Origin of the sequence: Alloalcanivorax venustensis (assembly GCF_047495515.1) — a bacterium.
In the GTDB taxonomy this organism is placed as follows: domain Bacteria; phylum Pseudomonadota; class Gammaproteobacteria; order Pseudomonadales; family Alcanivoracaceae; genus Alloalcanivorax; species Alloalcanivorax venustensis.
Window position 1 is genome coordinate 1,145,840 of the sequence record NZ_CP179934.1, and the last position, 21,788, is coordinate 1,167,627.

Below are 21,788 nucleotides of genomic sequence, written 5' to 3' on the forward strand. Positions count from 1 at the left end.
CCTTTCGCGGGCAAGGCCCGCTCCCACAGCCCGCTCCTGCCCGGGGAGGTTTAAAGGGTGTCGGTGAGCAGGATGCCGAGGCTGAAGCGGGTTTCGTAATCGTCGTAGTTGATCAGCGAGTCGCCGTAGCCGGTGAAGACCTGCACCAGCCCCTTGAAGCGATCGTTGATCGGGAACGAGTAGTTGATCTGCCCGGCGCCTTTATTGTCGGAGCGCAGGTTGTTGCGCACCATCAACTCCAGCACGTGGTTGCCGAACACCCGGGCCACCTCCAGCTGGAAATTGCCCATGTACTTTTCGATGTCCGGGTTGTTGTCGCCGCGCGGATCGAGCGGGAAATCCTTCTCTTCCTCGGGGATGCGGTACCAGGGCATCACCGACACATAGTAGGAGCCGATCTGCGACACATGGCGCAGGTAGAGACGGTTCCAGCTGCGTGAGGTGGGCTCGTCCTGGCCGTTGGAATCATGGCGGAAGCCGAACGCCAGCAGCTCGGACTGCACCGGGCCCAGCTGCCAGTCGATGGGTTTGGCGAGGAACACCTCCGGGGTGAAATTGATCTCCCGGAACGGGCGCGATTCCTCGCTGTTGTAAGCCTGCCAGAAGAACACCCCGGTAAACGCCATGTACAGAGTGCTGCCGTCCCAGAAGTCGTCGTACACCGGCGCTTTCAGGGAGAACTGGAACTTCACCTCGCCGGAATCCAGGTTCTGGTCCTCGCGATCCGGGTCGTTCCACTGGGGGTTGCTCCAGTGGCTGTAGGGCATCAGGTAGTTGCGCCGGTGCGGGGTGATCACGAACGGGTTTTCCTGGCTGGTCTGCTCCAGGGCCAGGCGGGCGCGCAGGGCGTCCTCGTGGGGCAGCCGCTGCTCGGGGGCGCCGTCGTCGCACCAGCCGCGCAGCTGTTCCAGGGTGACGTCGTCGCCGGCGGTCTGGGCCGCGCGCAGCAGGCAGGCTTCGCGCTTGCGGGCCTGCTCCTGGGCGGCCGCCGCGGCGTTGTCCTCGGCGGTGGCGTCGCCGTTACCGCCCTCCGTCTGTTGAGCGAAGGCGGTCTGGCCGGCGGCGAAAACAAAGGAAAAGAGTAACAGCGATGAGGAGAGCAGCCGTTTCATCGGGGCATCCTTGGCGGTGGTTCTCGGGCCTACAGGGAGCGAAGTTCGTCGTCTTCCATGGTGCGAGCTTCTTCTTCCAACATGACAGGAATACCGTCGCGCACCGGGTAGGCGAGGCCGCTCGCCTTGCACATCAATTCGTTCTTCCGCTCGTCGAAAATCAGCGGTGCCTTGCTCACCGGACAGACCAGAATATCCAGCAGGTTGGGGTCGATCATGGCGGGTCGCTCCTGTTCGTGTGCCCTGATACTGAGCGGAACTATACCAGCCTTCCCGGACGAAAAGTGGTTTCAAACGCTTGTTTGACTTACGGGTCACAAATAGTTGTGGGCACCGGCTTTCGGGCGGCGCTACCATTGCCGTCCTGACGATGGACCCGCCCCGTTTCGCTGCTCTTTCCACAGACCTCCGGGGCCGGTTTCCCTGCATTGCAAACCATTCCGGGAGATCCGACATGCCTGATTACAAGGCTCCCCTGCGCGACATGCGCTTTGTGCTGAACGAAGTTCTCGACCTGGACGGCCACTACGCCAAACTGGGTCTGGAAGAAGTGAACAGCGAACTGCTCAACGCCTTCCTGGAAGAGGGCGCCAAGTTCGCCGAAAACGAGCTGTCGCCCCTGAACCGTTCCGGTGACGAGGAAGGCTGCGGTTTCGAGAACGGCGTGGTGACCACCCCGAAAGGCTTCAAGGAAGCCTACGCCAAGTACGTGGAAGGCGGTTGGCCGGCCATGGGCGGCGACCCGGAATTCGGCGGCCAGGGCCTGCCGGGCTCCTCCAGCATCGCCATCTCTGAAATGACCGGCACCGCCAACTGGTCCTGGAGCATGTACCCGGGCCTGTCCCACGGCGCGGTGGCGACCATCGAGGCCCACGGCACCGACGAGCAGAAGCAGACCTACCTGCCCAAGCTCACCAGCGGTGAATGGACCGGCACCATGTGCCTGACCGAAGCCCACTGCGGTTCCGACCTGGGTCTGCTCAAGACCAAGGCCGAGCCCCAGGCGGACGGCTCTTACAAGATCACCGGCACCAAGATCTTCATCTCCGCCGGCGAACACGACATGGCCGACAACATCGTCCACATCGTGCTGGCCCGCCTGCCAGACGCGCCCAAGGGCACCAAGGGTATCTCCCTGTTCATCGTGCCCAAGTTTCTCACCGACGGTAACGGCGGCGTGGGCGAGCGCAACGGCGTGGCCTGCGGCTCCATCGAACACAAGATGGGCATCAAGGCGTCCGCCACCTGCGTGATGAACTTCGACGGCGCCACCGGCTACCTGATCGGCCCGGAGAACAAAGGCCTGAACTGCATGTTCACCTTTATGAACTTCGCCCGTCTGGGTACCGCCATCCAGGGCGTGGCCCACGCCGAGCTGGGTTTCCAGGGCGGCCTGACCTACGCCAAGGACCGCCTCGCCATGCGCAGCCTGTCCGGCGCCAAGAACGCCGACGGCCCGGCCGACCCGATCATCGTGCACCCGGACGTGCGCCGCATGCTGCTGACCAGCAAGGCGTTCGCCGAGGGCGGCCGCGCGCTGGTGTACTTCTGCGCCCAGCTGGGCGACACCGTGAAGCTGGCCAAGGACGAGGAAGAGCGCAAAGAGGCCGACGCCCTGATGGCGCTGCTGACCCCGATCGCCAAGGCGTTCGTCACCGAAGTGGGCCTGGAAGCGGCCAACCACGGTGTGCAGATCTACGGCGGCCATGGTTTCATCCGCGAGTGGGGCATGGAGCAGAACCTGCGTGACGCGCGCATCTCCACCCTGTACGAAGGCACCACCGGCATCCAGGCGCTGGACCTGCTGGGCCGCAAGGTGTTGATGACCCAGGGCCAGGCGCTGCGCAACTTCACCAAGATCATCCACAAGTTCTGCGAAGCCAACGCCGACAACGACAAGCTCAAGGAGCTGATCGAGCCGCTGGCGGCCAGCAACAAAGAGTGGGGTGATCTGACCCAGGCCATCGGTATGCAGGCGATGCAGAACCCGGAGTACGCCGGCGGCGCCTCCGTGGATTACCTGATGTACTCCGGTTACGTGACCCTGGCCTATCTGTGGGCGCTGATGGCCAGCAAGGCCCAGGCGCAGCTCGACGCCGGTGCCGGTGACGAGGACTTCTACAAGGCCAAGATCAGCACCGCGCGGTTCTACTTCAAGCGCATCCTGCCCCGTATCGCCGGCCACAAAGGCGCCATCGAGGGTGGCATCGACAGCCTGATGGAGCTGGACGCGGAGCATTTCGCGTTCTGATTGCGGCCGTCACTGGTCCGATCGAAAAGCCCGGCCTTCGCGCCGGGCTTTTTTTTGTGGTGTGTGGCACCTGTGGCACCTGTGGGAGCTTGCCTTGCAAGCGAAAGGGTGGCTTTTGCCACCCGGCAGGATCCCAGAGACGCTTCTGTGCGGCTGGAAGCTGCGAACCGCGTGGTGAAAATGTTCCGGCGATACCGTTATAGTTAGCGGCTGGGGGTACCGGCTGCCGGCCGGAACAATAATATTCTGGGGGAAAAATGAAAAAACTGCTTCTCGCGGTCCTGGTGCTGGGCGGGCTCTGGCTGGCCGCCGGCTATGTGATCGGCAATAAGGTGGAAGACACGGTGCGCGCCCAGGTGGCGGGCCAGGAAATCATACCGGGCTCCGACCTGGTGCGGCTGGATATCGCCGAGTACGACAAGGGGCTGTTCGGCGCCGACACGCGTATTTGTCTGGTGTTCGATCGGCTGCCGCCGGATATGGCCATGCTGCAGGCCTACTCCGGCAAGCTTTGTGATCGCGGCGAGGTTCACTACGGGCCGCTGCTGTTCGGCCCCGACGGTCCGTCCTTGGGGCTCGCCTACGCGCGCAGCGAGCTGGACCTGAGCCCGCTGCCGCCGGAAATCAAGCAGATGGTCGACGGCCTGTTCGCCGGCCAGCCGCCGGTGATCGGGCACAGCTGGTATACCTTCGATGGCGGCGTGGACCTGCGTGTGCTGGTGTCGCCGTTCCGGTTCGAGAGCCCGGAGCTGAGTGCCTCGCTGGCGGAGCTGCGCATGGACGGTCGGGTCGACGACCCGGTCGCCAAGGTCGGCGACTTCTTTGTGCGCGGCCGCGACCTGCGCGTGGCCGGCCCGCAGGGCGCCCTGGTGCTGCCGGAGCTGGACGCGGAAGTCCGCCTTAAGGCCATGCTCGGCGAGGTGCTGCCGCTGATCGACATGACCATGGCGGCCAACGGTCTCAGCGTCAGCGCCGGTGGCCGCGAGCAGGTGGCGGGCAACGTGACCCTGCGCACCCGCACCCGGGAAGACGGCGATACCCTGAGCGGCGACAGCGGCCTGTGGCTGGACGCGCTGAGCGGTGACCAGGTGCCGGAGCGCGTCGACAGCGCCTGGTTGGGCTTTGACTGGCACGGCTTCGACCGCGCCGCCGCCATCCGCGTGCAGCGCATCTCCCAGGAGCTGGACAGTCTGCAACTGGAAATGATGATGCAGGCGATGAGCGGCGAGGGTGACGCCGCCGCGATGCAGGAGAAGGGCGAGCGGATGGCCGCCTTGGGGGAAGAGATGATCACGGTGATGAGCACCCAGCTGCTGCATCCCGAACGCACCGGCATGACCGTCAAGATGGTGGTGGACGGCGCCGGCGAACGCCAGCTCACCCTGGACAGCGCCCTCGATTACAACGGCCTGGACGGCCTCAACCCGAGCTTCGCCGAGCTGCAGATGCTGCCGCCCGCGGCGCTGGCCCGGCTGGTGGACCTGAGTGTGGATTTCGACGCCGCCTCCGCGCTGCTGCCGCCCGGCCTGCGCGCCGGCCTGGTGGATTACCAAAGCAGCGGCTGGCTGCGCCAGCAGGACGGCCGGTTGCGTACCCGCCTGACACTGGAGCAGGGCGAGGTCACTCTCAATGGGGCGTCGATGACGGTCGAGGAACTGATGAGCAAGGGCCAGGCGGCCGCCCGCGGTGGGGTGAGTACTGACTTGCCGGAGACCTTGGACAGCGGCGGCTATTAACCCCGCTGCCGGGGCGCCCGCCGTTTCGGCGAGCGCCCACCCGGTCAGGCTTTCGAGGTCAGGGTGTTGTAGCTGGTGATCAGATTGCGGTAATCCGGAATGTGATTGGAAAACAGCGTACCCAGGCCCTCGATGTCGTTGCGCCAGTCGCGGTGCAACTCACAGGCGGCGCCGAACCAGGTCATCAACTGCGCGCCCGCGGCGGTCATCCGCTGCCAGGCGGCGTCGCGGGTCATGGCGTTGAAGGTGCCGGACGCGTCCGTGATCACGAACACTTCGAAGCCTTCCTCCAGAGCCGACAGGGCCGGGAACGCCACGCACACCTCGGTGACCACGCCGGCGATGATCAGCTGCTTCTTGCCGGTGGCCTTCACCGCGTTGAGGAAATCCTCGTTGTCCCAGGCGTTGATCTGGCCGGGCCGCGCGATGTAGGGCGCGTCTGGGAACTGCGCCTTGAGTTCCGGCACCAGCGGGCCGTTGGGGCCGTCCTCGAAACTGGTGGTGAGGATGGTGGGCAGCTGGAAGTACTCGGCCATATCCGCCAGGGCCAGCACGTTGTTTTTGAAGCGGTCCGGGTCGATGTCGCGGACCAGCGACAACAGGCCGGCCTGATGGTCCACCAGCAGTACCGCCGCATCGTCCTTATTCAAGCGATTGTAAGTACTCATAATATAGCTCCTTGATGGCTGGAGAAGCCGGCTGCCTCTCCATGGTTTGAATGCTATAAATGAGACGGTGTGCCGGGTAGTAGGCTAAAGTGCTACGCTTTGTTCTATTTATGGGACGATAATGGCGGCGCAATGGAAAACCTGAACGACCTCTATTACTTCGCGCAAACCGTGGAGCACGGCGGCTTCGCGCCGGCCGGCCGCGCCATCGGCGTGCCCAAATCCAAACTGAGCCGCCGGGTGGCGGCCCTGGAAGAGCGGCTCGGCGTGCGCCTGATTCACCGTTCCACCCGCCACTTCTCCACCACCGAGACCGGGCACACCTACTACGAGCACTGCAAGGCCATGCTGGTGGAGGCGGACGCCGCCCAGGAGGCCATCGACAGCGTGCGGGCGGAGCCCCGCGGGGTGATCCGCCTGGCATGCCCGGTGACTCTGCTGCATGTGCATGTGGGCCCGTTCCTGGCCGGCTTCATGCGCGATTACCCGGGTGTCACCGTGCATCTGGAGGCCACCAACCGCCGGGTCGATCTGGTGCACGAAGCGGTGGACGTGGCGATCCGCGTCCGTCAACCGCCGCTGGAGGACAGCGACCTGGTGATGAAGGTGCTGTCCGAGCGGCACCTGGGGCTGCTCGCCAGCCCGGATCTGATCGAACGCCACGGCACGCCCGCCGGACCGGAAGACCTGGCCGGCTGGCCCACGCTGTGGCTGGGCAGCCCGGCGCCGCGCTATGAATGGGACCTGTACGGCCCCGGAGACCGGCCGCTATCGGTGCGCCATGTACCGCGCTTCGTGACCACCGATATGGTGGCCCTGCGCCGGGCGGCGCTGGGCGGGGTCGGGGTAGTGCAACTGCCGCTGCTGACCGTCCGTGACGCCCTGGCGCGGGGCGACCTGGTCCATCTGCTGCCGGACTGGGCTCCGCGCCGGGATATTATTCATGCGGTGTTTCCGTCCCGCCGCGGCATGCTGCCGGCGGTGCGCGCCCTGATCGACAGCCTGGCGGCCTACTACGCCTCCTTCGAGGAGCAATAGGCCGCCGCTGGCCCGGCGGGGGGCCGCCGTGCTGTAATCAGCCCATGATCAAGGTATTCCTGTGGCGTGCCCTGGCGCTGCTGTGCGTGGCCCTGGGCTTGATCGGCGTGGTTCTGCCGGGCATGCCCACCGTGGTGTTCATGCTGGTGGCCGCCTGGGCCGGCGCCCGGGGCTGGCCGCGCCTGGAGACCTGGTTGCTGGATCATCCCCGTTATGGGCCGCCCATCCTCCATTGGCGTGAGCGCGGCGCCATATCCCGGCGCGGCAAATGCGCCGCCTCCACCATGATGCTCGTCAGTATCGGCATCATCGCCTTGTCCCCCGTGCCCAACCCGGTCAAGATCGGCGTCCCGCTGTTTCTGTGCGCCCTGATGTTGTGGCTGTGGCGCCGCCCGGAGCCCCGGGAAGAGGATGAACGGCGGGTCACAAATAAACATTTACGCCCTGTTCGCCGGGACTAAACTATCGTCCCGCGACCAAGCTGTTTCGGGAGATATGCCAATGGCCACCTATAAAGCGCCCCTGGAAGACATGCGCTTCGTCCTTAACGATGTGTTCGAGGCCGATAAGCTCTGGGCTTCCATGTCCGCCACCGCCGAGGTGACCCGCGATCTGTCCGACGCGATCCTCGATGAAGCGGGCAAGATGGTGGAAAACCTGCTGTTCCCCCTCAACCGGGAAGGCGACGAGCAGGGCTGCCACTTCGACAACGGCGAAGTGACCACCCCGGAAGGCTTCAAGGAAGCCTTCAAAACCTACGCCGAGAACGGCTGGAGCGCGTTTTCCGGCAACCCGGAATTCGGTGGCCAGGGCATGCCCAAATCCCTGGCGGTGTTGTTCGAGGAGATGATGCACAGCGCCAACTCCTCGTTCGCGCTGTACCCGGCGCTCACCAACGGCGCCACCCTGTGCCTGGACGCGCACGCCTCCGAAGAGCTCAAGCAGGCCTATCTGCCCAAGCTCTACAGCGGCGAGTGGAGCGGCACCATGTGCCTCACCGAGCCGCACTGCGGCACCGACCTGGGCATCATGCGCTCCAAGGCGGTGCCCAACGACGACGGCTCCTACAACATCTCCGGCACCAAGATCTTCATCACCGGCGGTGAGCACGACATGGTGGACAACATCATCCACCTGGTGCTGGCCAAGCTACCGGACGCCCCCGCCGGCTCCAAGGGCATTTCCCTGTTCCTGGTGCCCAAGTTCCTGCCCGACGCCAACGGCGACGCCGGGGAGCGCAACGGCGTCGCCGCCGGTTCCATCGAGCACAAGATGGGCATCAAGGGCTCCGCCACCTGCGTGATGAACTTCGACGACGCCAAGGGCTGGATCATCGGCGAGCCCAACCAGGGCCTGGCGGCCATGTTCACGATGATGAACTACGAGCGCCTGTCCATCGGTATCCAGGGCCTGGGTCTGGGTGAGGTGAGCTACCAGAGCGCCGCCGACTACGCCCGCGAGCGCCTGCAGGGCCGCGCCGCCACCGGCGTCCAGAACGAGGGCGGCAACGCCGACCCGATCATCGTCCACGGCGACGTGCGCCGCATGCTGCTGACCATGCGCGCCCTCAACGAAGGCGGCCGGGCGCTGTCCGCCTATGTGGGCATGGAGCTGGACAAGGCCAAGTTCTCCGAGGACGAGGCCGAGCAAAAGGCCGCCCAGGACCGGGTCGCCCTGATGACCCCGGTGGCCAAGGCGTTCTTCACCGACCGCGGCTTCGACACCACCGTGATCGGCCAGCAGGTGTTCGGCGGCCACGGCTACGTGCGTGAGTGGGGCATGGAGCAGTTCGTGCGCGACTGCCGCATCTCGCAGATCTACGAAGGCACCAACGGCATCCAGGCGCTGGATCTGGCCGGCCGCAAAGTGACCCGCAACGGCGGTAAATACGTGGAAGCGTACCTCGCCGACATCCGCCGCTGGATCGACGACAACGCCAACCAGCCGGGCCTGGACGGCATCAAGGAACGTCTGGTCAGCGCCGTGGACCTGCTGGAAAGCACCACCACCGAGATGCTGCGCCAGGCCGGCGACAACCCGGACGCGGTCAACGCCAACGCGGTGGAGTACCTGGACCTGTTCGGTTACGTCACCTACGCCTGGCTGTGGGCGCGCATGATGGTCACCGCCGCGCAACGCGACGACGACTTCGGCCGCGCCAAGGTCACCGTGGGCCGCTTCTACTACGAGCGCCTGCTGCCCCGCGCCGGCGCCCTGGCCGAGCAGATCAAGGCCGGTGCCGGCACCATGATGAGCCTGGATCAGGACCTGTTCTAAGCGGGAACCCGGATCCAGCTCAGCACCCCGGCCTCTTCGTCCCGCCGCTGGTAAGGCAGAATTTCCCCCTGCCGCCAGTCGGCGGACAGCGTGGTCAGCAGGCGGATCCGGTCTTCTCCGTCCAGGGCCGCGTCCTGGAAGTAAAAGCGCCGTCCGGTGAGCGGGTAGAGCGCTTTGAACAGACTCTCTTTCACCGAAAACGTCAGCGTGATCCGGCGTGCCTGCTCGGCCTCATCCAGGCCCTGGAGGGCCTGGCGTTCCTGTTCGGTCAGTATCTCCCCGGCCAGGCGTAGCGCCCGACGCGGCGCCAGCCAGGCCTCATAATCCAGACCCAGCCCTTGCCATTGATCCCGGTGCCCCACCAGCGCCGCGGCACGCCCGTGGCTGTGGGTGATGGCGCCCACCAGGGGCGCCGGCCACAGCGGCGCGCGGTCTTTGCCCAGCGCCGGAAGCAGGCGCTCACCGGTGAGCGCTTGGCCGGCGGTGGCGGCGCACACCCGGCCGGCCAGGTACTCGCAGCGGCGCTTGGCGATGGCGCCGCTCAGGGTGTCCGGCTCGGGGACGCGGGCCAGTTGGAAGGCGTTGTCGCGCAGTTGTTCCGGGCGGAACCGGCAGCGCGCCAGATACAGGCCGGCGTCCCAGGCGCTAACGTCCAGGTCGTGCAGGCAGGGCGGTATCAAGCGCTGGTCGGTCATGGGATCGGTCGTGGCGTGCGGAAGCCGTTATTGTACGCACCGGGGCGGACCGCTGTCTTTTTCGTCGCGGTGGACGTCGCATGTCGCCACGCTCCCCGCCGCCGCTTTTGTGGTACAACGAAGGGACCAGCACCGGCGTGAGGAGGTGGGTATGACAAGGTCGTTAGCGATTCTGGGTGCCAGCGGGCACGGCAAGGTGCTCGCCGATACGGCGATGGCGTCCGGGTGGCGGAAAATCGAGTTCTACGATGACGCCTGGCCGGACAAACAGGCCAACGAGCGCTGGCAGATCGTCGGTTGCAGCGGCGCGCTGCTCGACGCCCTGGTGCACATCGATTCGGTGGCGGTGGGCATCGGCCGTAATGACGCCCGCCTGAGCCGCCTGCGCGAACTGGTGTCGAAGAACGTGAGCCTGGCCACCATCATCCACCCCCAGGCGTCGGTGAGCCGTTTCGCCGAGATCACCCCCGGCGCGGTGGTGCTGGCCGGCGGCGTGGTCAGCGTGGACAGCCGCGTCGGCCTGGGGGTGATCGTCAACACCGGCGCCACCGTGGACCGGGACTGCGTGATCGGCGACGGTGCCCACCTTTGCCCCGGCACCCATCTGGCCAGCAACGTCACCGTGGGCGAGGGCAGCTTTATCGGTATCGGCGCGGTGGTGCGCGAAGGCGTCACTATTGGCAACAATGTGGTGGTGGGCGCCGGCGCCGTGGTGCTGCACGATGTGCCTGACGGTGCCACCGTGAAGGGCGTGCCGGCCCGTTGAACGGGCCTTTTCAATTGGAGCGTTGAATGACCACGACAAGAACCTATTTGATCACCGGTGCCAGCAAGGGCATCGGTCGGGCCCTGTCCCAGCGGCTGGCGGCCGCCGGCCACGGCGTGGTGGGCATCGCCCGCCGGGCGGACGACCGGGACTTTCCCGGCACCCTGGTGTCGGCGGATCTGTCCGACCGCCAGCAGGCGGACGAGGTGTTCGCCGACCTGGCGCGCCGCTTCCGGTTTGACGGTGTGGTCAACAATGTGGGCCTGGTGCGCCCGCAGCCGCTCGGCGAGATCGACCTGGACAGCTTCGACGCGGTCATGGGCGTCAACCTGCACTCCGCCATCCAGGCCACCCAGGCGGTGCTGCCGAACATGCGCGAACAGGGCTGGGGCCGGGTGCTCAATGTGTCCAGCCTGACCGTGCTGGGCATGCCCGGGCGCACCGCCTACGCCTCGGCCAAGGCGGCGCTGGTGAATTTCACCCGCACCTGGGCGCTGGAACTGGCGCGCACCGGCATCACCGTTAACGCGGTGGCCCCCGGGCCCACCGAGACCGAACTGTTCCGCGAAAACAATCCGCCCGGCAGCGAGGGCGAGGCCCGCTATCTGGCGTCCGTGCCCATGGACCGCTTCGGCAAGCCGGACGAAATCGCCGCCGCCATGGAATTTCTGCTCGGCGAGCACAGCGGCTACATCACCGGCCAGACCCTGTTTATCGACGGCGGTGCGTCGGTGGGGAGAGCGGCGTTTTGACCATGAATGACGACCTGACGTTCTGTCTGACCCGGCCCACCGAGGTCCCCGCGCCGGACGGCCTGCAAGCCTGGTGCGAACAATGGCGCCGACTGGCCGCCGAGCGCCATGACGCGGTAGGGCTGGCCCTGCGCGGCGGCTTCGCCGCCGACCGGGTGGGCTGGGCGTTCGCCGCCGGCTATCAGTCGGCGCTGCGACAACTGATTCAAGTGAACGGCGGCACCGTGGACGACCACGAGCTGCTCGCCATGTGCGCCACCGAAGCCGGCGGTAACCGCCCCCGCGACATCGAGACGCGCTTCCTCGACGGCGGCCCGGGCGGCGTTACCGTCAGCGGTCGGAAAACCTGGACCACGCTGGGTTCCGCCTGTACCGGCCTGCTGGTGGTGGGGCGCGTGGACGGCGGCGGCGAGAACGACCGCCCGGCGCTCAAGATCGCCAAGGTGGACACCCACGGCCAGGGCGTCAGCCTGGTGGAAAAGCCGCCGCTGGATTTTGTTCCCGAGGTGCCCCACGTGGCCGCCGTGTTCGACGGCGCCAAGGCCGAGGCGTTGCTGCCCGGTGACGGTTACAGCGACTTCGTGAAGCCGTTCCGCACCGTGGAGGACACCTTTATCGCCCTGGCGGTGCAGGCCTGGCTGGTGCGCGAAGGGCGCGCCCGGGGCTGGCCCCGGTCTTTTCTGGAAGGTCTCACCGCCAGCCTGACCGGGCTCGCCGCCGTGGCGGCGCAACCCGCCGACGCGCCGGCCACCCATATCGCGCTGGCCGGCGCACTGGCGAGCACCAACGATTTTTACCAGCAAGCGGACGCGCTCTGGGCCGGCGAGCAGGACGCCGCCGCCGAACGCTGGCGGCGCGACCGCCCGCTGTTTCAGGTCGCCGGCAAGCCGCGCGCCATGCGCGCGCAGCGCGCCTGGGAAAGCCTGGGCGGTTAACCCGGCTTTTCATCCGTACCGGCGCGCCCGAAACAAGGAGTGTCCATGAAGCAACCGCACCGGATTCAGTGCAAGCGCGTCTATGACGGCGTGGAAAAATCAGACGGCCACCGCGTGCTGGTGGACCGGGTCTGGCCGCGCGGTATCAAGAAAGAAGACCTGCGGGCGGATGAATGGCGCAAGGAACTCTCGCCCTCCAGCGAGCTGCGCAAGTGGTTCAACCACGACCCGCAGCGCTGGGCGGCGTTCTACCAGAAGTTCCACGCCGAGCTGGACCAGCAAGGCGAGGCCGTCGAGTCTGTTTTGAAAGGCGCTCATGGCGGCACGCTGACGTTGCTCTATGCCGCCAAGGATACCGAGCACAACAACGCGGTGGCGTTGAAGATGTACCTTGAGAAGCAGTGATGCACCTGTTCCACCAGTGGTTCACTGGCTGTCCTCGGCTTGCTTTAAATAGCGTTGCGCCAGGGCGGCGCCCACCAGAATCTGGATCTGGTTGTAGCAGATGATCGGCAGAATGATCATGCCGAACCCGGGATGGCCGGCGAATAGGACCTTGGCCATCGGCAGTCCCGACGCCAGGCTCTTTTTCGAGCCACAAAAGACCGCGGCGATTTCATCGGCCCGGTTAAAGCCGGCGCGCCGCGACAGCCAGGTGGTGAGCGCCAGCAGTATCACCAGCAACAGCAGACACAGCGCCACGGCCAGCACGATGGCCGTCACCGGCAGTTGCTGCCACAGACCGCTTGCCACCGATTGGGAGAACGCCGCATAGACGATCAGCAGAATAACGCCCTGGTCGTAGCGGGCGGAAAAGCCGGGGTGCCGGTCCAGCCAGGGGCCGAGCCAGTGTCGCAGCCCATGGCCGAGGGCAAAAGGCAGCAGCAATTGAAGCACGATATCCCTGAGCGCTTGTAGGGTATCGAAGCCGCCGTCACCGGTGGTGCTCACCAGTAACATCAGCAAGAAGGGCGTGAGCATCATCCCGAACACGTTGGAGGCCGCGGCGCTGCAGATGCCGGCGGGCACGTTGCCGCGGGCCATGGCGGTAAAGGCGATCGACGACGACACCGCCGACGGCAGTACGCCCAGGTAAAGAAACCCCAGGGCCAGGTCCTCGGGGATCCAGCGCGGCGCCAGCCCGTCGATCGGCAGGACCAGGAGCGGAAACAGCAGAAACGTCAGCGCGGCGATAAACAGATGCAGGCGCCAATGCGTGGCGCCGGCGCGGATCTGGTCCCGCGACAGGGCTGCGCCGTGGATAAAGAACAGCACCGCCACCGCGAGGGTGCCGAGCAGCCCCAGCCACTCCGCCGCCGTGCCTTGCGCGGGGCGTAGCGACGCGGCCGCGATGGCCGCCAGAAGCACCAGGGTGAACGGGTCGGGACGCAGGCGCATCAGGGCGCGTCCAGTGCGCGCAACGCCGGTGTCAGCATGGTGCGGGTCGCTTTGGCGGCGGCCTCGGCGTCGCCCAGTTCAAGCGTGCCCAGCAGTACGGCGTGGTCGGCATGGTCGGGTTCGGGTAGTGCCGCATCGCGCTCGGTGCGTTCGATGGTTTCGGTTACCGCCTCGCTGAAATACTCATACAAGGCGCTCAGGGCGGGGTTGTGGGCGGCGCTGACGATGGCGTTGTGGAACCGCCGGTCATGATGAATGCGGGCTTCAAGGTCGTCACCCGCCTGTTGGCGCGCCTCAAGGGCCTCGCGCATGGCCTGGAGGTCGGCTTCGTCCCGGCGCTCGGCGGCCAGGCGTGCCGCCTCGCTTTCCAGGGCGATCCGCATTTCCAGTTGATCGCGCAGGGTGGTGCGGCGCAGCCGCCGTAGCGATTCCGCCGGATCCAGGCGGCGCAGCACATAGGTGCCGTCGCCCTGGCGGGTTTCCAGCAGGCCCACGTGCACCAGCACCCGCACTGCTTCGCGCACGGTGTTCCGGCCCACGCCCAGCTCCTCGGCCAACGCCGATTCCACCGGTAATCGGCGGCCCACCGGCCATTCGCCGGATTCCACCGCCTGGCGCAGACGATCAATGGCGCCGTCCACCAGGGAGCGACGGGGCAGGGTGTTTGTGTTCATAGAATTGGTCCCATGAATAATAATGGGATCATCCTATGAATTTATTGGAAATGCAAGAGGGTGTCAGTCCACGCTGATCAGGGTCAGACGCAGTGTTTTGCCGTTGCTTGGCCAATCGATGCTGGCGCCGACGGACAGTCCCAGCAACGCCGCCCCGACTGGACTCAGGATGGAGAGGCGATCAGCGCCCTCATTCACCTCCTGGGGAAACACGAGCATCAGGCGATGTTCGCGTCCGTTGTCTTGGTTTTTGAAGTAGGCCCAGCGGTGCAGGGCTACTACATTGTCGGGCATCGCCTCTTGAGGGCGGCACTCGGCTCGATCCAATTCTTCGTAAAGCCGAGCGACCACTTCAAGGTCTTCGTGATGGCGTTCAAGAAGTGCGTAAAGCCTATCCCGGTCGAGGGTGGAAATAACAATAGGGGGCAAGTCGGTCATGCCAGTTTCTCCAATGGAAGTGCAGAAGATTGTGTGTCCCCGGCGGCGCCGAACCCCCGGGGACGTTCCATTGGGGTGCGGCGTCAGAAATGGAAGGCGAGCGCAGCTGCCGACCGTCGGACAGCGCCGACAGCCGGTTTCAGTGAGAGACTTTCTGGTGGCGCCGTCCGGCGCGCAGGTTCAAGAGAGCTGTTCATTCCGATACCCTAGCACTCCTGCCAATTTTTGCCAGGGGTTATTTTCGACCCGGGGAGGCTGGCTCCCGGTCTCCAAAGGGGAACCACGCGGTATAGTGCTTTTGTCGATGGGCCAGGGGGGCGACTTTGGAGGACGCGGGCGTCTTGCCGAGTAGCTATCCGGTGGTCTCTGCGTTGTCCCAGACCGGGTACAATGGTGCTCTGCAGTTTGCCTGTTTGCCACCTGGAGTCACATCGAAGCGGTTGCACGAAGTATTAACCGCGCGGTATCAAGATGAGCCGGTCGTCCGTGTGATGTCGCAGGACAGTGTCATCAACCTTGAAGCCGGTTTTTTGATCCACGAGGTAGCAATCGGAACAAACGAATGGATCTATTCGTCTTTGTCAATGAGGAGCTGTGCTGTTTGATCGCGCGTCTCGATAATCTCGGAAAAGGCGCGGCCGGCGCGGCGGTCGAAAATATGAATATTCATCTCGGTATTGAGGAGGGAGCGGGCCTTCCCGCGGGGTGAGACTTCTAGGAATTCAATATGGGTAATTTTTCAGATATTTTGGTGGGTTTGCAGCAGAGCAGTCCTGGTCAAACGGAGTTCTATCAGGCGGTGGAAGAAGTGCTGGAAGCACTGACACCGGTGCTGGAGGCCGAGCCTCGTTATTGTGACGAAGGTGTGCTGGAACGGCTATTGGAGCCCGAGCGACAGATTTTCTTCCGTGTCGCCTGGGTAGATGACAACGGCCGTGTACGCGTCAACAAAGGCTATCGCGTACAATTCAACTCCGCGCTGGGTCCGTATAAGGGTGGCTTAAGATTCCATCCGAGCGTAAACGGAGGCATTATCAAGTTCCTGGGTTTTGAGCAGATTTTCAAAAATGCTCTGACCGGTTTGCCGTTAGGCGGCGGCAAGGGAGGCTCTGATTTCGATCCCAAAGGCCGTTCGCAGGGCGAAGTAATGCGTTTTTGCCAGGCGTTCATGACAGCGCTTTACCGTCACATAGGTGCCACTGTTGATGTGCCTGCCGGAGACATTGGTGTCGGTCATCGAGAGATTGGCTACCTTTACGGCCAGTATCGGCGCTTAAGTGGCCGCTTCGAGGGGGTATTGACGGGTAAATCAGCGGACTGGGGCGGATCGTTGGGCCGCAAGGAGGCCACCGGGTACGGTTGTGTTTACTTTGCCGAGAATATGCTCGCTGAACGCGGTGAGTCGATAGCCGGTAAAACCTGCTTGGTCTCCGGCGCCGGCAATGTCGCGATATATACCATGGAGAAGCTTACGGAACTGGGTGCCCGGCCCGTTACGTGCTCGGACTCCACGGGCACGCTGGTGCACCATGCGGGGTTGGACGTCCCTCTTTTGAAATCCATCAAAGAGCGTGATCGTGGCGCTTTGTCTGCTTATCTGGAAACGCACCGGGATGCGCATTTCATCCCTGCAAGCGACTACCCACAGGGACGATCCGCAGTGTGGTGCGAGAATGCCGATCTTGCTTTCCCTTGCGCCACCCAGAACGAGCTGTCCGGATCCGACGCTGAAGCATTAGTCGCCAATGGCGTAATCTGTGTCTCCGAAGGCGCTAACATGCCTTGTACGCGCGACGCCGTATCCGTATTTCTGAAATCAGGCATCAGCTATGGCCCCGGAAAAGCCGCCAATGCCGGGGGCGTCGCCGTCAGCCAGCTAGAGATGCAACAGAACGCGGCCATGGCGAGTTGGTCGGCGGAGCGGGTGGATACGGCGCTCAGAACCATAATGTACGATATTCATCAGCGTGCGAGCCACACGGCCAGGGAGTTCGGAGTGCAAGGTAACTTGGTACTCGGTGCGAATATCGCTGGATTCCGACGAGTGGCGGACGCAATGATCGAACAAGGGGTGTTCTGACGTCTATTTCTAGGCCATGGCTTGCTTTATTTTATAGGTGAGCTATGGTCTGGTCTCTATTGGCTCATTTTCCTTAAGGTGCGTCGTGTTCCCCCGCCGGTTTTTAGTGCTCCTCTTTCCCACCTTTCTGGTTTAAGCCGGGCGGACGTCTGTCCGTCCGGCTACTTCATGTAACCCTTTTCTTATTTCTGTTTAGGAGATGCAGCCATGGCGCTCGGGCATTCGCACCGGCGTTGGCGTGGTCTTTCAGAGGCCGCGCGAAAATATCTGTCGATCCGTTCCTGGTGTCATCCTTTACGCCCGCACACTCTAGCCGCCCTTTTTGAGCGTATGGAGCGGCGCAAGTTGGGTGATAACAAGCCAGCGTCCGCGGGTATTGATAGTCGGGTATGGCTATTGGATCTTGATTATAGGGGTGAGGTGGATTTCGTGCTTGTGGAGCCGGGGAGAGCCTGCCCCGAGAACCGTGTCATTTCCATTCTCTCGCCGTTCGGTGAGGCGCTGTTCGGCGCCAGAGTCGGTGATGTCGTACACCCCCGGTTTCTGGGTCATGAATACAGCGTATTGATTACCAAAATTGAGTCATGTGCCGAGGATGATGAATCATGAGCAAAGAGAAAGAAAAGAAAAAGGCCAAACGGAGCTTGAAAGAGAAGCGCCGAGATAAAAAACAGGGAAAGCCATAATCGGAAAGAGGGGCGCTGGGCGCCCCTCGTCTGCCACTACGATTTATTCTGAATATACATTTTCAGCGCCACCGCGTTGTTGTGCGCTTCGTCCTTGGCGGCGTAGAGCAGCGTCAGCGTGCCGCCATCAGCGCCTTTCAAAACAGATTCAACGGCGTCGCCTTGTTGGTCCAGTTCGGCGTGGAATTTCTGGTAGAACGCCGCCCAGCGTTTGGGGTCGTGGTTGAACCATTTTCTCAGTTCACTGGACGGGGCCAGCTCCTTGCGCCATTCGTCGGCCCGCAGGTCTTCCTTTTTGATGCCGCGCGGCCAGACGCGGTCTACCAGTACGCGATAGCCATCATTTTTGTCTGCGTCGTCGTAGACCCGCTTGCACTGAATCCGGTGCGGTTGCTTCATACATGCACTCCTTGCGGTTATCGTTTCGCCGGTCACCCTGCGCCTTAGCGCCGGCGCAGGGCCTTTTCAGCGCCGGTGACCAGCTGTTGAATCCTGTGAGCCGCCGGCTCGATGGCGTTGATGGCGCCGCAGGACTGGCCAGCGTAAAGCGCCATGTCGTCCAGGTCGCCGCTGGCGCCCTGTAATGGGGAATCGGTGGAGAACAGGTAGACCGGCTGACCGTCCTGTTCTCCGATGATTTGGTCGCGGCCCTGGGATTTCAAGTCGTCGTAATCCCCTCGGGTAACCCGGTTAGCCAGCACCCGCACCGGTGCCGGTTCGTGCCAGTTGCGGTCGAAGGTCGTGGTGTAAACCGTGTGTTCGCCCCGGGCCTGTATCAGTCGCCGCTTGTGATGATCGTGGGCGTTGGCCTCATCGGTGGCCAGGAAAGTGCTGCCCAGACTGACACCTTGAGCCCCCAGCGTCAGGGCCGCGGCGAGACCTCTGCCCTCCGCGATACCGCCGGAGGCGACGACGGGCACCGGGCTCCAGGGAATCAGCTCGGTCAGCAGGCTGAAGGTGGTCATGCGGCCCCGCACATGGCCTCCGGCCTCGACGCCCTGGGCGATCAGGACATCCGCGCCGGCGTCCACGGCGGCCTGCGCGTCCCCGCTTGCGCCGATTTGGTGGATAACGCCGACGCCGGCGTCCTTGAGGCGCCGGATCAGCCGCTGATCCACATCCCAGAACAGCACCATCCAGGGCACCGAAAGGTCCAGGCAGGTACTGATCTGCTGCTCAAGCAGCGCCGGCGCCGTGGCGGCGGGAATCAGATTGACGGCGAAGTGTTCAATACCGGCGGCCCGCAGCGCTTCCACTTCGGCGCGTAGGCGATGGGGCGGCTCGCGCACCATGCCCAGCACGCCGAAGCCGCCGGCGTGGGCCACGGCGCCGGCCAGGCGATGACGGGCCACGCCGCCCATGCCGGCCAGCAAAATCGGCCACCGGCAACCCAGCAGGTCGCAAAGCGGCGTGTGCAGGGGCGGTGTTACCAGTGCCATACCTGGTCCGCTTGCTCATAGAGTTCCGCCACCGCGCGGCGCGCGACCGGGCGAACGCCGTTTTGCAGCGCGAGCCCACCCAGGCCGCGCTCTTCCAGATCGTCCTGGATGGCGTACACCGGCACGCCGCTTTCCACCAGGTTGGCGATATCACGGGGCAGTTCCGCCGGCTGGGTTTGCCGCCATGTGCCCAGCGTCAACGCCGGCTGCCGTTCGCGCGATATCGCGTAGTGCACACCGTGGCCGCTGAGCAGCACCATCAGGTCGCCACCGGCGCCACGCATTGACTGTGTCAGCCAGAGAATGGTGTCGTCCTGTTCCTCGGTGGTGGTCCGGTAGGCCTGGTCGATCACTTGCAGTACTTTCATGATTACCTCGTACCGATGGTCAGAGTGTTATGGGCCTCGCTGGCGTAACGCCACAGGTCCGGCGGGCCGCCCCGGCCACAGCCTTCGATGACGTCGTTGACGCCGCGTTCGTCCACGCACAGGCCGCAGTTGATCCACTCGAACCCGATCCCTTTGCTGCGCGCCTTCTCTTGTAGCGCGGCGATCCAGTCCTTGGTCAGCGGGTGATCCTCTTCCTCGCTGTCGCGGTGATGGACGGCGTTGCCGTGCGGCTGCTGTCTGGCGAAGGCCAGCGCCACGGCGCCTTCGTAGGCGAAGACACGCACGCCCGCGCCCCGGTCGAGGGCGGCGTCGAGTAGCCGAAAAAAGGTCACGGTCCGCTCGCTTTCAAAGGGCGGCTCCATGAAGGCGAAGGTCAATGTCTTGGTATCACTCATCACAGGCTCCGGTTGGGCGGTTAGTGCCAGATCACTTTATGGCCGGCGAGCATGGCATCGATCACCAGGTCCATGTCGGCGACGCCGATCTGGTCCTTGAGATCGGCGTGGTCGATTTCCCGTTGCGCCAGGGCGAATTGATCAGCCCGGACCGTGACGCCCCACCGCAAAAGATCGTCGAACAGATCGCTTTTGGCGCCGCGCCGGGCCGGCGTTACGCCGTTCTGTACCAGCAGAACCGCCACCTGATGGCCGGCGTCGTGCAGTTGGCCGATCAGGTCAAACTGATGGTGGGTGCGGGTCTCCGTGAACGGGTCCTGGCTTTGAATAAAAAGATAGTGAGACATGGCAAGCTCCGTTTTCAGAAAGAGGTGAGGGCGACGGGCGTGTCGTCGAGCAGGCCACGACGCACCAGAAAATCGCCGAAGTGTTCGCCGTGGTCTCGCTCTTCGGCGAAGCGCTCCAGCAAAGGGGCGAGCAATTCAAGAAAGCGCTCTTCATTGACGTTGCCCGCGTACAGACGGGCCAGCCGGTCGCCGTGGAAACTGCCGCCCAGGTAGAGGTTGTAGAGACCCGGCGCCCGCCCGGTCAGGGCGATCTCGCCGAGATAGGGACGCGCGCAGCCATTGGGGCAGCCGGTTAAACGCAGGGTGATGGGGACGTCGGCGAGTCCGTACTGGCCTTTGAGGCGCTGAAACACATCCAGCAAACGGGGTGTGTAGCGTTCCGCTTCGGCCATGGCCAGGCCGCAGGTGGGCAGCGCCACGCAACTCAGGGTGTGCGCCGCCTGAGTGTCGGGTGTCAGACGCCATGCCAGGCCCAGGTCCTCCAGGCGCCACTGCAGTTGTTCGAGCTCGTGCGTTTCAATATGGGTCAGTTGCAGGTTTTGATTGGTGGTCATGCGCAAACGGCCGCCGTACTGTTCCAGCAAGCCGCTGATCTGCCCCCGCAGAGCATCGTCCAGGCGCCCGCTTTCAATATAGAGAGTGGCGTGCCAGAGGCCATCGTCGGCCTGCTGCCAGCCCAGCCGGTCTCCGTTGTGCTCAAAGCGCCGTGGCCGTGCCGGCTCAAGGTCGCGTCCCCGGCGGTGCGCCAGTTCGTCGAGGAACCAGTCCAGGCCGAGACGATCCAGGGTGTATTTGAAACGGGCCCGGTGGCGGTCCTTGCGGTCACCGAAGTCGCGCTGGATGGTCATCACCGTTTCGCTGAAAGCGGGCGCTTCTTCGGCATCGATGAAACCGATTTCCTCCGCAAGCCGGGGGTAGCTGTCCTCGCGGCTGTCCAGCTGACCCATGCCGCCGCCCACGCAAACGTTGAAGCCCCGCAGCTCACCATTGTCGATCACCGCGATCAGGCCCAGGTCCTGGCCGTAGACGTCGATATCGTTGACCGGCGGTATGGCATAGCCGACCTTGAACTTGCGCGGCAGGTAGAGTTCGCCGTAGACCGGCTCTTCGCTGTGCGTGGCGGGAGCGGACTCGCGATACCAGATTTCGGGGTAAGCGCCGGTTTTGGGAATCAGCCTGTCGCTGGTGATGCGGGCCAGTTCCGCGACGCGCTGGTGTGCCCGGGACAAAAACGGATTGGTGCCGCACACCACGCCCCGGCTGTCGTCACCGCAGGCGGCGATGGTGTCCAGGCCGATGTCCCGCAGACCCTGCATCAGCGCACGCAGGTGGGGTTTGCGTACACCGTGCAACTGTACGGTTTGCCGGGTGGTGATGCGGATGCCCCGTTCCGCGTAACGCCGGGAAAGCTCCGCGATTCCCCACCATTGGTGTTTGTCGAGCACACCGCCGGGGATGCGCATTCGCACCATGAACTGATAGATCGGCTCGAGGTGCCGCCGTCGGCGGTCCGCGCGCCGGTCGCGGTCATCCTGCTGATAGATGCCGTGGAATTTCATCAGCAGCGGGTCATCACCGGGAACCGCGCCGGTGAGCGGGTCTTGCAGACCTTCGGCGATGCCGCCACGCAGATAGCGGCTGCGGGCCTTGAGTTGCTCGCTCTCGTTCAGGGCGTCCACGGGCTGGCTGAGATCGGAACTGCGGTCGATCAT

The 21,788-nt window shown here is 64.3% G+C and carries 25 protein-coding genes; 12 read left to right on the forward strand and 13 right to left on the reverse strand.

What is annotated here, in order from left to right:
- Nucleotides 1-50: 50 nt before the first annotated feature.
- Both ACMG4O_RS05480 and ACMG4O_RS05485 read right to left on the reverse strand, forming a co-directional pair.
- On the reverse strand, nucleotides 51-1,112 hold the full coding sequence (locus ACMG4O_RS05480) for a phospholipase A (protein WP_370210392.1): 1,062 nt from the start codon (nucleotides 1,110-1,112) through the stop codon (nucleotides 51-53).
- 29 nt (nucleotides 1,113-1,141) lie between these two features.
- A complete protein-coding gene (locus ACMG4O_RS05485) occupies nucleotides 1,142-1,330 on the reverse strand; it encodes a Trm112 family protein (RefSeq protein WP_067606987.1) in 189 nt (62 codons plus the stop codon).
- Between the two features lie 236 nt (nucleotides 1,331-1,566).
- Between ACMG4O_RS05485 and ACMG4O_RS05490 the strand changes: the two genes are divergently transcribed.
- Both ACMG4O_RS05490 and ACMG4O_RS05495 read left to right on the forward strand, forming a co-directional pair.
- Nucleotides 1,567-3,363 carry an acyl-CoA dehydrogenase C-terminal domain-containing protein gene (locus tag ACMG4O_RS05490; RefSeq protein WP_194855526.1) on the forward strand — a complete coding sequence of 599 codons (1,797 nt, stop codon included), beginning with the start codon at nucleotides 1,567-1,569 and terminating at the stop codon, nucleotides 3,361-3,363.
- Between the two features lie 257 nt (nucleotides 3,364-3,620).
- Nucleotides 3,621-5,099, forward strand: coding sequence for a DUF945 family protein (locus ACMG4O_RS05495; protein WP_414434576.1), 1,479 nt, complete (start codon nucleotides 3,621-3,623; stop codon nucleotides 5,097-5,099).
- A 44-nt stretch (nucleotides 5,100-5,143) separates the two neighbouring features.
- On the opposite strand, the gene ycaC is transcribed toward ACMG4O_RS05495, so the two are convergent.
- The gene (gene ycaC / locus ACMG4O_RS05500; protein WP_370210396.1) at nucleotides 5,144-5,767 is read right to left on the reverse strand and encodes an isochorismate family cysteine hydrolase YcaC; all 624 of its coding nucleotides are present in this window, start codon (nucleotides 5,765-5,767) and stop codon (nucleotides 5,144-5,146) included.
- A 132-nt stretch (nucleotides 5,768-5,899) separates the two neighbouring features.
- On the opposite strand from ycaC, the gene ACMG4O_RS05505 reads away from it, so the two are divergent.
- From ACMG4O_RS05505 to ACMG4O_RS05515, 3 genes are read left to right on the forward strand one after another with little or no spacing between them, the layout of a single operon-like run.
- Nucleotides 5,900-6,805: a LysR family transcriptional regulator gene (locus ACMG4O_RS05505; protein WP_414434577.1), complete on the forward strand. Its 906-nt coding sequence runs from the start codon at nucleotides 5,900-5,902 to the stop codon at nucleotides 6,803-6,805.
- 44 nt (nucleotides 6,806-6,849) lie between these two features.
- On the forward strand, nucleotides 6,850-7,266 hold the full coding sequence (locus ACMG4O_RS05510; RefSeq protein ID WP_142947333.1) for a YbaN family protein: 417 nt from the start codon (nucleotides 6,850-6,852) through the stop codon (nucleotides 7,264-7,266).
- Nucleotides 7,267-7,306: 40 nt separating this feature from the next.
- Complete coding sequence (locus ACMG4O_RS05515) at nucleotides 7,307-9,082, forward strand: acyl-CoA dehydrogenase C-terminal domain-containing protein (RefSeq protein WP_370210345.1); 1,776 nt, start codon at nucleotides 7,307-7,309, stop codon at nucleotides 9,080-9,082.
- On the opposite strand, the gene ACMG4O_RS05520 is transcribed toward ACMG4O_RS05515, so the two are convergent.
- Entirely contained in the window at nucleotides 9,079-9,777 is a 699-nt protein-coding gene (locus ACMG4O_RS05520; RefSeq protein WP_414434578.1) for a 4'-phosphopantetheinyl transferase family protein, read from the reverse strand. The genes ACMG4O_RS05515 and ACMG4O_RS05520 overlap by 4 nt on opposite strands.
- Before the next feature lie 151 nt (nucleotides 9,778-9,928).
- Between ACMG4O_RS05520 and ACMG4O_RS05525 the strand changes: the two genes are divergently transcribed.
- The 4 genes from ACMG4O_RS05525 to ACMG4O_RS05540 are packed head-to-tail and all read left to right on the forward strand — an operon-like array spanning nucleotide 9,929 to nucleotide 12,635.
- A complete protein-coding gene (locus tag ACMG4O_RS05525; protein ID WP_142947330.1) occupies nucleotides 9,929-10,543 on the forward strand; it encodes an acetyltransferase in 615 nt (204 codons plus the stop codon).
- Nucleotides 10,544-10,569: 26 nt separating this feature from the next.
- Nucleotides 10,570-11,295 (forward strand): SDR family oxidoreductase, encoded by a 726-nt coding sequence (locus ACMG4O_RS05530; protein ID WP_414434579.1) that lies wholly within the window; start codon nucleotides 10,570-10,572, stop codon nucleotides 11,293-11,295.
- Nucleotides 11,292-12,230, forward strand: coding sequence for a hypothetical protein (locus ACMG4O_RS05535; protein WP_414434580.1), 939 nt, complete (start codon nucleotides 11,292-11,294; stop codon nucleotides 12,228-12,230). The genes ACMG4O_RS05530 and ACMG4O_RS05535 overlap by 4 nt, the downstream gene beginning before the upstream one ends.
- A 45-nt stretch (nucleotides 12,231-12,275) precedes the next feature.
- Complete coding sequence (locus tag ACMG4O_RS05540) at nucleotides 12,276-12,635, forward strand: DUF488 domain-containing protein (RefSeq protein WP_414434581.1); 360 nt, start codon at nucleotides 12,276-12,278, stop codon at nucleotides 12,633-12,635.
- Between the two features lie 21 nt (nucleotides 12,636-12,656).
- On the opposite strand, the gene ACMG4O_RS05545 is transcribed toward ACMG4O_RS05540, so the two are convergent.
- The 3 genes from ACMG4O_RS05545 to rnk form a co-directional block, all read right to left on the reverse strand.
- The gene (locus tag ACMG4O_RS05545) at nucleotides 12,657-13,628 is read right to left on the reverse strand and encodes a bile acid:sodium symporter family protein (RefSeq protein ID WP_414434582.1); all 972 of its coding nucleotides are present in this window, start codon (nucleotides 13,626-13,628) and stop codon (nucleotides 12,657-12,659) included.
- Nucleotides 13,628-14,302, reverse strand: a complete 675-nt coding sequence (locus tag ACMG4O_RS05550) for a FadR/GntR family transcriptional regulator (protein ID WP_414434583.1) — start codon at nucleotides 14,300-14,302, stop codon at nucleotides 13,628-13,630. The genes ACMG4O_RS05545 and ACMG4O_RS05550 overlap by 1 nt, the downstream gene beginning before the upstream one ends.
- A 63-nt stretch (nucleotides 14,303-14,365) precedes the next feature.
- Nucleotides 14,366-14,740: a nucleoside diphosphate kinase regulator gene (rnk, locus tag ACMG4O_RS05555; RefSeq protein ID WP_194855542.1), complete on the reverse strand. Its 375-nt coding sequence runs from the start codon at nucleotides 14,738-14,740 to the stop codon at nucleotides 14,366-14,368.
- 562 nt (nucleotides 14,741-15,302) lie between these two features.
- On the opposite strand from rnk, the gene ACMG4O_RS05560 reads away from it, so the two are divergent.
- The 3 genes from ACMG4O_RS05560 to ACMG4O_RS05570 all read left to right on the forward strand — a co-directional run bounded on the left by ACMG4O_RS05560 (nucleotide 15,303) and on the right by ACMG4O_RS05570 (nucleotide 17,429).
- Nucleotides 15,303-15,449, forward strand: coding sequence for a hypothetical protein (locus ACMG4O_RS05560; protein WP_414434584.1), 147 nt, complete (start codon nucleotides 15,303-15,305; stop codon nucleotides 15,447-15,449).
- 18 nt (nucleotides 15,450-15,467) lie between these two features.
- On the forward strand, nucleotides 15,468-16,820 hold the full coding sequence (gdhA, locus tag ACMG4O_RS05565) for an NADP-specific glutamate dehydrogenase (RefSeq protein ID WP_194855544.1): 1,353 nt from the start codon (nucleotides 15,468-15,470) through the stop codon (nucleotides 16,818-16,820).
- 207 nt (nucleotides 16,821-17,027) lie between these two features.
- Nucleotides 17,028-17,429 (forward strand): GreA/GreB family elongation factor, encoded by a 402-nt coding sequence (locus tag ACMG4O_RS05570; protein ID WP_194855545.1) that lies wholly within the window; start codon nucleotides 17,028-17,030, stop codon nucleotides 17,427-17,429.
- Between the two features lie 113 nt (nucleotides 17,430-17,542).
- On the opposite strand, the gene ACMG4O_RS05575 is transcribed toward ACMG4O_RS05570, so the two are convergent.
- From ACMG4O_RS05575 to ACMG4O_RS05600, 6 genes are read right to left on the reverse strand one after another with little or no spacing between them, the layout of a single operon-like run.
- Complete coding sequence (locus ACMG4O_RS05575) at nucleotides 17,543-17,905, reverse strand: DUF488 domain-containing protein (protein WP_194855546.1); 363 nt, start codon at nucleotides 17,903-17,905, stop codon at nucleotides 17,543-17,545.
- 44 nt (nucleotides 17,906-17,949) lie between these two features.
- The gene (locus tag ACMG4O_RS05580) at nucleotides 17,950-18,945 is read right to left on the reverse strand and encodes an NAD(P)H-dependent flavin oxidoreductase (protein ID WP_370202006.1); all 996 of its coding nucleotides are present in this window, start codon (nucleotides 18,943-18,945) and stop codon (nucleotides 17,950-17,952) included.
- Complete coding sequence (locus ACMG4O_RS05585) at nucleotides 18,933-19,313, reverse strand: DsrE family protein (protein WP_194855548.1); 381 nt, start codon at nucleotides 19,311-19,313, stop codon at nucleotides 18,933-18,935. The genes ACMG4O_RS05580 and ACMG4O_RS05585 overlap by 13 nt, the downstream gene beginning before the upstream one ends.
- Nucleotides 19,314-19,315: 2 nt before the next feature.
- A complete protein-coding gene (locus tag ACMG4O_RS05590; protein ID WP_067610517.1) occupies nucleotides 19,316-19,729 on the reverse strand; it encodes a DsrE/DsrF/TusD sulfur relay family protein in 414 nt (137 codons plus the stop codon).
- 20 nt (nucleotides 19,730-19,749) lie between these two features.
- Nucleotides 19,750-20,076, reverse strand: a complete 327-nt coding sequence (locus ACMG4O_RS05595; RefSeq protein ID WP_214013240.1) for a DsrE family protein — start codon at nucleotides 20,074-20,076, stop codon at nucleotides 19,750-19,752.
- 14 nt (nucleotides 20,077-20,090) lie between these two features.
- The gene (locus ACMG4O_RS05600; protein ID WP_414434585.1) at nucleotides 20,091-21,788 is read right to left on the reverse strand and encodes an NADPH-dependent assimilatory sulfite reductase hemoprotein subunit; all 1,698 of its coding nucleotides are present in this window, start codon (nucleotides 21,786-21,788) and stop codon (nucleotides 20,091-20,093) included.

Bases quoted from the DNA above. Each gene is read 5' to 3' on its own strand.
- ACMG4O_RS05480 (WP_370210392.1), bottom strand. From the start codon at position 1,112: ATGAAACGGCTGCTCTCCTCATCGCTGTTACTCTTTTCCTTTGTTTTC.
- ACMG4O_RS05485 (WP_067606987.1), bottom strand. From the start codon at position 1,330: ATGATCGACCCCAACCTGCTGGATATTCTGGTCTGTCCGGTGAGCAAG.
- ACMG4O_RS05490 (WP_194855526.1), top strand. From the start codon at position 1,567: ATGCCTGATTACAAGGCTCCCCTGCGCGACATGCGCTTTGTGCTGAAC.
- ACMG4O_RS05495 (WP_414434576.1), top strand. From the start codon at position 3,621: ATGAAAAAACTGCTTCTCGCGGTCCTGGTGCTGGGCGGGCTCTGGCTG.
- ycaC (WP_370210396.1), bottom strand. From the start codon at position 5,767: ATGAGTACTTACAATCGCTTGAATAAGGACGATGCGGCGGTACTGCTG.
- ACMG4O_RS05505 (WP_414434577.1), top strand. From the start codon at position 5,900: ATGGAAAACCTGAACGACCTCTATTACTTCGCGCAAACCGTGGAGCAC.
- ACMG4O_RS05510 (WP_142947333.1), top strand. From the start codon at position 6,850: ATGATCAAGGTATTCCTGTGGCGTGCCCTGGCGCTGCTGTGCGTGGCC.
- ACMG4O_RS05515 (WP_370210345.1), top strand. From the start codon at position 7,307: ATGGCCACCTATAAAGCGCCCCTGGAAGACATGCGCTTCGTCCTTAAC.
- ACMG4O_RS05520 (WP_414434578.1), bottom strand. From the start codon at position 9,777: ATGACCGACCAGCGCTTGATACCGCCCTGCCTGCACGACCTGGACGTT.
- ACMG4O_RS05525 (WP_142947330.1), top strand. From the start codon at position 9,929: ATGACAAGGTCGTTAGCGATTCTGGGTGCCAGCGGGCACGGCAAGGTG.
- ACMG4O_RS05530 (WP_414434579.1), top strand. From the start codon at position 10,570: ATGACCACGACAAGAACCTATTTGATCACCGGTGCCAGCAAGGGCATC.
- ACMG4O_RS05540 (WP_414434581.1), top strand. From the start codon at position 12,276: ATGAAGCAACCGCACCGGATTCAGTGCAAGCGCGTCTATGACGGCGTG.
- ACMG4O_RS05545 (WP_414434582.1), bottom strand. From the start codon at position 13,628: ATGCGCCTGCGTCCCGACCCGTTCACCCTGGTGCTTCTGGCGGCCATC.
- ACMG4O_RS05550 (WP_414434583.1), bottom strand. From the start codon at position 14,302: ATGAACACAAACACCCTGCCCCGTCGCTCCCTGGTGGACGGCGCCATT.
- rnk (WP_194855542.1), bottom strand. From the start codon at position 14,740: ATGACCGACTTGCCCCCTATTGTTATTTCCACCCTCGACCGGGATAGG.
- ACMG4O_RS05560 (WP_414434584.1), top strand. From the start codon at position 15,303: ATGGATCTATTCGTCTTTGTCAATGAGGAGCTGTGCTGTTTGATCGCG.
- gdhA (WP_194855544.1), top strand. From the start codon at position 15,468: ATGGGTAATTTTTCAGATATTTTGGTGGGTTTGCAGCAGAGCAGTCCT.
- ACMG4O_RS05570 (WP_194855545.1), top strand. From the start codon at position 17,028: ATGGCGCTCGGGCATTCGCACCGGCGTTGGCGTGGTCTTTCAGAGGCC.
- ACMG4O_RS05575 (WP_194855546.1), bottom strand. From the start codon at position 17,905: ATGAAGCAACCGCACCGGATTCAGTGCAAGCGGGTCTACGACGACGCA.
- ACMG4O_RS05580 (WP_370202006.1), bottom strand. From the start codon at position 18,945: ATGGCACTGGTAACACCGCCCCTGCACACGCCGCTTTGCGACCTGCTG.
- ACMG4O_RS05585 (WP_194855548.1), bottom strand. From the start codon at position 19,313: ATGAAAGTACTGCAAGTGATCGACCAGGCCTACCGGACCACCACCGAG.
- ACMG4O_RS05590 (WP_067610517.1), bottom strand. From the start codon at position 19,729: ATGAGTGATACCAAGACATTGACCTTCGCCTTCATGGAGCCGCCCTTT.
- ACMG4O_RS05595 (WP_214013240.1), bottom strand. From the start codon at position 20,076: ATGTCTCACTATCTTTTTATTCAAAGCCAGGACCCGTTCACGGAGACC.
- ACMG4O_RS05600 (WP_414434585.1), bottom strand. From the start codon at position 21,788: ATGATCGACCGCAGTTCCGATCTCAGCCAGCCCGTGGACGCCCTGAAC.